Origin of the sequence: Pediococcus ethanolidurans, assembly GCF_001437405.1 — a bacterium.
Classification (GTDB): Bacteria; Bacillota; Bacilli; order Lactobacillales; family Lactobacillaceae; genus Pediococcus; species Pediococcus ethanolidurans.
This window is the reverse complement of the sequence record NZ_JQBY01000041.1, coordinates 1-8,728: the sequence shown is the minus strand read 5'-3', so window position 1 is coordinate 8,728 and position 8,728 is coordinate 1. Positions and strand designations below refer to the sequence as shown.

The following is an 8,728-nucleotide window of genomic DNA, read 5'->3' as shown; positions in this document are numbered from 1 at the left end:
TCAGGTGTTGCACTTGAATTGTAAATCGGGCCTATTTATCTAAAGATTGAAAGCACAAAAATGTATCTAATTGTCTGACACAACAGTATTCATGATAACAAAATTAGATTTAAATGCCGTCTTCCAGCAAATTTGGGCTGGAACGTAGTGGGCACGACTTAGAGCCGAAATACACGTCTCTAAGCTCGGCCTTTATCTAAGCGAAACCCGCTAAGATAAATGTCACTACTGAGCCCATTTGCTTCCAGACTAAGTAAGCCGCAGGACGGCGGTTAAACTATTTTTTTTAGTCTAAGTCGTTTAACATCAGTTATTGAAGTGATTTTGATACTTTCAACCTTTAGTATTTATTTATTTGCTGGATATCGTTGATTTAAAGTTTCAATGTTCTCTTGTGCTACCTGTTCAAAAGGAATATCCGCCCATTCAGCAACTTGAGAGAGATACCACAAAACATCTCCCATTTCTTTAGTTAACTCTTCTCGATTCAAATCCTTACCATGAAAGGTATAGTTTTTAACTAAATCTACTACTTGCCCACTTTCACTTGCTAAACCTAGGGCACAGTTTGTTAAAACTTGTTCATTGCCAAACAAAGTTCTGTTTGCTTTCTTTTGATAATCATTGAATTCCATTATTAATCCTCCCCGATACGTTTTTCAATCCATTGCCAAACCTGATCCTTACCCATTTTTGTTTGGGCCGAAAAAAGTTGAAATTCATCAGGTTCACTAAAATGGAGTGTTTTTTTGATTAAGCTTTCACTCTTATTCCACTTACCACGAACAACCTTATCACTCTTAGTTGCCACAACTAAAATTGGAATTTGATAGTAATGTAGCCAATCATACATTGCAACATCATCTTCACTCGGTGCATGACGTGCATCAACCAAGGAAATCACACCCTTTAATTGAGGACGTGTAGACAAATAGGTTTCAATCATTTTTCCCCATTTTTCACGCTCTGTTTTCGATACTTTGGCATAACCATAACCAGGAACATCAACGAAGTACAATTGATCCTCAACATTATAGAAATTCAAAGTTTGCGTTTTCCCAGGCTGCGAAGACGTTCTTGCATAACTATTACGATTAATTAAAACATTTGTCAACGATGACTTACCAACGTTAGAACGCCCTACAAGCGCGATTTCTGGATAACCAGTTGTTGGATACTGAGCTGGAGCTACGGCACTCATGACCAACTCGACATTATGAACTTCCATTTCTTGTACCACCTTTTTAATCTTGTTTAATTTTAACACACAAAGATTGAAATTTTTGATCAAAAAAATAATGACTTCCAGTTCAGAAGCCATCATTCTTTTATTACCACACATTTAGGAAGCTTTTTTGTCTTTTAAAATTAATTCTGGTTCTGCATGATCAACCACAGTTCGTTTCGTCACTGTAACTTGTTCAACGTCTTCTCGAGAAGGAATATCAAACATAATATCACGCATAACCTCTTCAATAATCGAACGTAACCCACGAGCACCAGTATTTCGTGAAATTGCCTCTTTAGCAATTGCTCGCAAAGCTTGTGGTGTGAAATGTAATTTAACATCATCCAGCGCTAGTAAAGTCTTGTATTGTTTGACTAAAGCATTCTTGGGCTCTGTTAAAATCCGAACCAAATCATCCGTGGTTAGTTTTTCCAAGGCCGTTAAAATTGGTAAACGACCAATAAATTCAGGAATTAAACCAAACCGGAGTAAATCTTCTGGAATCACTTGTTGCATGAGACTCTTAGATTCATCAATCACCTTAGTTGAGTCTGTGCCAAATCCAATGACTTTATCACCTAAACGACTCTTAACAATATCTTCAATACCATCAAAAGCACCGCCGACAATAAATAAAATGTTAGTGGTATCAATTTGAATAAACTCTTGTTGTGGGTGCTTACGTCCTCCTTGAGGTGGCACATTAGCAATTGTACCTTCTAGAATCTTAAGGAGTGCTTGCTGAACCCCTTCACCGGACACATCACGGGTAATAGAAACATTCTCACTCTTTTTAGCAATTTTATCGATTTCATCAATATAAATAATTCCTTTTTCAGCCTTATCTACATCGTAATCTGCATTTTGTAAAAGTTTTAAGAGAATATTTTCAACATCTTCCCCAACATAACCAGCCTCTGTTAATGTCGTTGCATCTGCAATTGCAAATGGTACATTTAAAATACGAGCTAAGCTTTGAGCTAGAAAAGTTTTTCCTGAACCAGTTGGTCCAATAATACTAATATTACTCTTTTGTAATTCAATATCCCCATCATCAGCATTTTCCATTTGGTTGATTCGTTTATAATGGTTATATACCGCCACTGAAAGGGTACGTTTAGCTTCTGTTTGACCAATCACATATTCATTCAACTTATTGACAATTTCTGCCGGTGTCGGAATATCAGAAAATTCCTCAGCACTCTCACGAGAAACCTCTTCATCAATAATCTCTTTACATAAATCAATACATTCGTTACAAATATAAACGCCAGGACCTGCAACAATTTTTTTAACTTGATCCTGAGTTTTTCCACAGAACGAACAAGTTATTGTCCCTGTGTTATCGGTGTTATCTAACAACCAACTCACCTCTCTAATGTTTATAGAACCATCATAACAAAAACCCTGATATTAAGCTAATAACTCGTTTTACAAAAATGAGATTGAGAAAATTTGCTTTTCCCAACCTCCTTCTTGTATTCAAGATAAGCTTGAATTATTTAGCTTCTTTATCTGTATCATCTTTTTTTGCAGCTTTTGCTTTACTTTCTTCTACAGCAGAATCTGTAATAACTGCAACGGCCTTCTTAACAGCAATATCATGCTTCAACATGTCTTCAGAAAGTGCCTTCTTAACAGCACTCTCTTCCATACCATATTGTGAAGCCAAATCTTTGATTTCAGCAGCAACTTCATCAGCTGTAGGGACAATCTTTTCAGCTTCAACAATTGCTTCTAGAACCAAATTAGTTTTAACTCGGTTTTCAGCTCCATCAGCTAATTGCTTTTTAAGATCATCTTCTGAAGTACCAGTGATCTTATAGTAAGTCTTTGGATCAATTCCTTGTTGTTGCATGTTTGCTAAGTACTGGTCAAGCTGACGTTGAACATCTTCATCGATCATTGCTTGAGGAACTTCTTTAACTTCAGCATTGTCAACAGCTTTTTGAATTGCTTCGTCTTCTTTAGCTTGAGCAGCTGCATCGTCTTTTTGTTTCTTCAATTCATCATGTGTTTTAGCTTTTAATTCTTCCAAAGAGTCGACTTCTTCATCAACGTCTTTAGCAAATTCGTCATCTAATTCAGGAAGTTCTTTTGTTTTAATTTCGTGAATAGTAACGGCAAAGACAGCTTCTTTACCTTGAAGATCCTCTGCATTGTAGTCATCAGGGAAAGTTACCTTAACATCAACCTTATCATCTGACTTATGACCGATTAATTGATCTTCAAAACCAGGGATAAAGGAATTAGAACCAAGTTCCAAATCATAATTCTCAGCCTTGCCACCATCAAATGGTTTGCCATCAACTGTTCCGGCAAAATCAATTGTGACTGTGTCACCCTTTTCAGCTGGCTTGTCTTCTTTCAAAACAAGTTCTGCTTGTTGTTCACGTTTCTTTTCAATGTCAGCGTCTACTTCTTTAGAAGTAACACGATGACTTTGTTTAGCAACGCTTAAGCCTTTGTAATCACCAAGTTTAACGTCTGGTTTAACAGTCACAACAGCTTTTAAAACCCAAGCTTTACCCTTTTCCATACTATCAACATCAATTTTTGGTTGATCCACTGGTTCAATTTTTGTTTCTTCAATAGCAGCTTCATAAGCTTCTGGAAGCACAATATTTAAAGCATCTTCATAGAGTGCTTCTTCACCATACATTTGATTAAAGATTTGACGTGGGACACGTCCCTTACGAAATCCGGGAACATTTAATTGTTTCCGTGTTTTTTGAAAGGCTTTGTCTAAACCTTCTTGAATTTTATCAGTACTAATTTCGAATGTTAATTCGCCATTACTAGCACTCTTTTTTTCCCATTTTGCAGTCATTATTTTCCCTCCGACAATAAAAAAGTGGTTTTACAATTTGTATTGCATACGGATACTAGTTTACCGTATACAAATAGAATTGTAAATGCTTATGTCCTTAATTATCGTGTATAAAGGCTAATTTGTATCACATTGAACTCGAAATACAAAAAAAGATTCGGAATTAAATTCCGAATCTTTTTAATATGCTTCAAAAATTAATTAATCATCAATTTCAGAAACAACACCGGCACCAACAGTATGTCCACCTTCACGAACAGTGAACTTAGTACCTTTTTCAATGGCAACTGGTTCGATAAGTTCTACAGTAAATGTAACGTTATCGCCAGGCATTACCATTTCAACGTTATCAGGTAATTCAATGACACCTGTAACATCAGTTGTATGGAAGTAGAATTGAGGACGATAGTTTGAGAAGAATGGTGTATGACGACCACCTTCCTCTTTCGTCAAGATATATACTTCAGACTTGAACTTCTTGTGTGTCTGGATTGAACCAGGTGCAGCAAGTACTTGTCCACGGACAACTTGTTCACGGTTAATACCACGAAGTAAGACACCAACGTTATCGCCGGCCTCACCTAAATCAAGAGTCTTACGGAACATTTCAAGTCCTGTAACAGTAGATTTGAGGACTTCATCCTTCAAACCAACAATTTCAACTTCGTCACCGATCTTAACTTCACCACGGTCGATACGACCAGAAGCAACAGTACCACGACCAGTAATTGTGAAGACATCTTCAACAGGCATCAAGAAAGGTTTGTCGTTATCACGTTGTGGTGTTGGGATATATTCATCGATAACGTCCATTAAGTGAAGGATAACTTTTTCTTGTTCTGGATCGCCTTCAAGGGCCTTCAAAGCTGAACCACGGATTACAGGAATATCATCACCAGGATAATCGTATTCTGATAATAATTCACGTACTTCCATCTCAACTAAGTCAATCAATTCGTCATCATCAACTAAATCAGTCTTGTTTAAGAAGACAACAATATAGTTAACACCAACTTGGTGAGCAAGTAAGATATGTTCACGAGTTTGTGGCATAGGACCATCAGTTGCAGCAACAACTAAGATGGCACCATCCATTTGAGCGGCACCAGTAATCATGTTCTTAATGTAATCAGCATGTCCTGGAGCATCAATATGTGCATAATGACGCTTTTCTGTTTCATATTCAACGTGAGCAGTATTGATTGTAATACCACGTTCACGTTCCTCTGGAGCAGCATCAATATCAGCATAGTCTTCAGCTTTTGCTAAACCTTTGCTAGCTAAAACCTTTGTGATAGCTGCTGTCAAAGTAGTCTTCCCATGGTCAATATGGCCAATTGTACCAATATTTACATGGGGTTTTGTTCTTTCGTAATGTTCTTTTGCCATTAATACGAACCTCCTGTATTTTCGTAAGAATTACTCAGCCCTTGGCGTGGCTGGATTCTTTAAAAACTATTATACTACATCCTCATGAAAAGGCAAAGGTTCACCTTAGAGAATCCTTAAACATTATATATAGAACATTGAAATTTGTAAACCAATTAAACCAAAAAAGTTACATTATTTATAGCTTTTTGCTTACTTTGTTTCATTAATTTTCAAAAAGCTCACTAGTAAGGGTCTGAAACTTCTTTTGCCACTTACTAATCGTTTGATTTTCTAGCGTGTTGGCATGTGACCGTCCGTAATAATCGTCAATCCAGTAATTCACCCATAATTCCGGCGTTTTAAACACTTGGTCGGCAAATGGATAAACATAACTCAAATAGAGATTTTTATCTTTTACAATTCCCTCTAATAAAATTGGATCTTGGTTTGCTAGTCTTTGTTGTAAAAGTTTATTAAATTTTCGCTGAATTTGATTATCTAAGATTCGCGTAAGCTTGGCTAAATCTACTTCATGGTTCTGTTTATCAATCCAATAAAATTGAATTTCTTGACTTAATTTTAAAGAAATAACATTTTCAAGAACCGTTGCGCGTATCAGCGGATGGACAAAAGGATCAAGAAAAATAAACTGAGCTGCCTGGAAATACTCAGTAGCCGGTAGTTGTTTGGATGCTTGAAGGACATCATGCGCAGCTGTTACCGACAAATCGCCTAGATGATAAAATTTCTTTAATTTTTGATTTAAGGTAACTTTTTGTTGCCTCACTTCAGCTTCTTTATCCGCTAATTCACTCGTAAAATTGGCGACATTCTCACCATGAACTTGTTTTAAATTTTCTAAAAAAGCATAGGCATCTAAAAAATTTTGGCAAGCAAGTAAAATAGAAAAATAAAGTTTCTGTGTTTTCAAACTGCTTATATAGAAGTTGTACTGGTCATTTGCGTATCTTAAGCTCTCAAGGTAATGCTTTGTTTTATAGAGACTTAATACAAAAAAATAATTCAATTGTGAATTATTCTGCAATTCACTTACAGATGGTTCAATTAGATTCAACGCCTTTTCCCATTGTTCATCTGCAATAGCCTGTTTAATTTTAAATAATTGTGCCTTACTCACATAAAACCTCCGAATCTAAAAATTGGTGATGTTTAACAATCAACATTACCAGTTTCTTAACTATTTCTCTTCAACTTTTTTTGGTGCTTTTACTGGCGCTTTTCGATGGTGCTGATTAACTTCCATAATGACAGGAAGGATCACTGGATGTCGTTTTGTTTGATCAAATAAGTAACGACTAATTTTTTCTCGAATGTCCTGTTTTAAATGACCCCAATCAAATTCCTTATTATCAAGGTTATTTTGTACCACCTCAGTCACAATTGAAGCACTCTCTTTGAGTAAATCATGGCTGCTATTCACGTAAACAAATCCTCGTGATGTAACTTTAGGTTCCCCAATAATCAGTTTTTTCTTTCGATCAATAGTCACAACCGCGATAAAAATACCGTCATCTGATAGTATCTTGCGATCACGCAACACAATATTTCCAATATCGCCAACACCAATTCCATCAATCATGGTATCGCCAACTTCAATTCCTTGTCCTAAATGCATTTCACCATTTTTATACTCTAAAACATCGCCCTTTTGGGTTAAGAAAATATGATCATCAGCCATTCCGACTTCACGTGCAAGTTGTGCATGCGTATTTAACAATCGATATTCACCCTGGATAGGAATCAAATAGGCCGGTTTTAAAAGATTAATCATCAATTGCAGATCATTTTTGCTAGCATGTCCTGAAGCATTTAAATCATCAGAAATAGCCTTAACTTCGCCACCAGCACGATAAATCATATTCTTGGTCTTAGCCACGGTGGTTTCCATTGCATGCGATGGTGTGGTTGTAATAAATACTAGATCTCCTGGATCGATATGAATCCCCTTACCAGGATCATTAGCCATTTTTTGTAGTGCTTTAATTGGTTCACCCATTTTGCCAGTCTCAAGAATAACTGTGCGTTCTTTATCTAAACTGTTTAGTTTATTGAATGGAACAATTACATCATCCGTTGGTAAATGTAGCTTTTTCAGATCTAAAGCCGTGTTTACAATTCTTTCTAAATCATGTCCGGTAAGTACTACCTTGCGGTCTGATTGTGCAGCGGCATCTAATACTTGTTGAATTCGCAAAATATTAGAGGCAACGGAGGCTACCACAATTCGACCTTCATGATATTTGAAGGTCTCCAAAATATAATTTGCAATATCACGTTCATTTGTCGATGGTTTGGGATTTTCATCGTTTGCTGATTCACTTAGAAGAGCTAAAACACCATTTGCACCAATTTGTCCCAATCGACCAAAATCAGTCGCATACTCACTCGAAGCTGTTTGATCAAATTTAAAATCACCGGTATAGACAATCTGTCCCTCGCTTGTTTTTAAAACAATACCCAAAGATTCGGGAATAGAATGGGTCGTTTTGAAAAATGAAACGGTCACATCGCCAAAGTCTATTTCCATTTTTTCATTGACAATATGAAAATCCTTAAAATTCTTTAATTTATTATCTTTTTCAACATTTAATTTGGCTAAGGCAATCGTCATTTCAGAACCAAATACTGGCACTGGAAACTTATCCAAAAAGTAGGGTAAAGCCCCAATGGCATCAGCGTGTCCATGAGTTAAAAAGACACCAACAATTTTGTCACTATGATCTTCTAAATATGAAAAATCTGGAATAACCACATCGATTCCAAGTAATTCATTTTCTGGATATTTCAAACCACAATCCAACACGTATATTGAATCATTAACTTCAACGGCATACATATTTTTACCGTTTTCCCGTACCCCACTAAAAGGGATAATTTTAATACTATTACTCATTCATTCCACCTCAAAATTTTTAATTGCTTTCATTATTCACTTGTTTATCTATCAAAATACGCGAACTTAAAATGAACCTAATATCACAAAACGGCTTTCTTTTTTAAATTCAAATGTAAAATTTCAGATGAATTTTTTAGTTCGCCAGCCCAAATATTACTTATTTAGTACTGTTTTAACCCAAAAATTCGTTCATTCTTACTGAATTACATTTTTTTGCGCTATTACAAATTTATTCTGTCTCGACGTATAAACTGCTTTAAGTTTACCACATTTTATCAATAGAGTTGTATTTCAAGTATTTGAAAGTTATTAAATTTTCTTTAAAGATGGAATTTTTAAACCAGTATGATCAACCTGAAATATTCATAGATCGAAATATAAT

The 8,728-nt window shown here is 35.8% G+C and carries 7 protein-coding genes; all 7 read right to left on the bottom strand.

What is annotated here, in order from left to right:
- Nucleotides 1-347: 347 nt before the first annotated feature.
- Complete coding sequence (locus IV87_RS10525; protein ID WP_057808061.1) at nucleotides 348-635, bottom strand: nucleoside triphosphate pyrophosphohydrolase family protein; 288 nt, start codon at nucleotides 633-635, stop codon at nucleotides 348-350.
- 2 nt (nucleotides 636-637) lie between these two features.
- On the bottom strand, nucleotides 638-1,228 hold the full coding sequence (gene yihA, locus IV87_RS10520) for a ribosome biogenesis GTP-binding protein YihA/YsxC (protein ID WP_057808063.1): 591 nt from the start codon (nucleotides 1,226-1,228) through the stop codon (nucleotides 638-640).
- A 114-nt stretch (nucleotides 1,229-1,342) separates the two neighbouring features.
- Complete coding sequence (gene clpX, locus IV87_RS10515) at nucleotides 1,343-2,590, bottom strand: ATP-dependent Clp protease ATP-binding subunit ClpX (RefSeq protein ID WP_057808059.1); 1,248 nt, start codon at nucleotides 2,588-2,590, stop codon at nucleotides 1,343-1,345.
- Between the two features lie 136 nt (nucleotides 2,591-2,726).
- A complete protein-coding gene (gene tig, locus IV87_RS10510; protein WP_057808057.1) occupies nucleotides 2,727-4,058 on the bottom strand; it encodes a trigger factor in 1,332 nt (443 codons plus the stop codon).
- 201 nt (nucleotides 4,059-4,259) lie between these two features.
- Nucleotides 4,260-5,447, bottom strand: a complete 1,188-nt coding sequence (gene tuf / locus IV87_RS10505) for an elongation factor Tu (RefSeq protein WP_057808055.1) — start codon at nucleotides 5,445-5,447, stop codon at nucleotides 4,260-4,262.
- Nucleotides 5,448-5,652: 205 nt separating this feature from the next.
- Nucleotides 5,653-6,567 carry a hypothetical protein gene (locus IV87_RS10500; RefSeq protein WP_057808053.1) on the bottom strand — a complete coding sequence of 305 codons (915 nt, stop codon included), beginning with the start codon at nucleotides 6,565-6,567 and terminating at the stop codon, nucleotides 5,653-5,655.
- A 60-nt stretch (nucleotides 6,568-6,627) separates the two neighbouring features.
- Nucleotides 6,628-8,343, bottom strand: coding sequence for a ribonuclease J (locus IV87_RS10495; RefSeq protein ID WP_057808052.1), 1,716 nt, complete (start codon nucleotides 8,341-8,343; stop codon nucleotides 6,628-6,630).
- Nucleotides 8,344-8,728 lie beyond the last annotated feature (385 nt).

Coding starts and splice junctions, on each gene's coding strand:
- IV87_RS10525 (WP_057808061.1), bottom strand. CDS start 635: ATGGAATTCAATGATTATCAAAAGAAAGCAAACAGAACTTTGTTTGGC.
- yihA (WP_057808063.1), bottom strand. CDS start 1,228: ATGGAAGTTCATAATGTCGAGTTGGTCATGAGTGCCGTAGCTCCAGCT.
- tig (WP_057808057.1), bottom strand. CDS start 4,058: ATGACTGCAAAATGGGAAAAAAAGAGTGCTAGTAATGGCGAATTAACA.
- tuf (WP_057808055.1), bottom strand. CDS start 5,447: ATGGCAAAAGAACATTACGAAAGAACAAAACCCCATGTAAATATTGGT.
- IV87_RS10495 (WP_057808052.1), bottom strand. CDS start 8,343: ATGAGTAATAGTATTAAAATTATCCCTTTTAGTGGGGTACGGGAAAAC.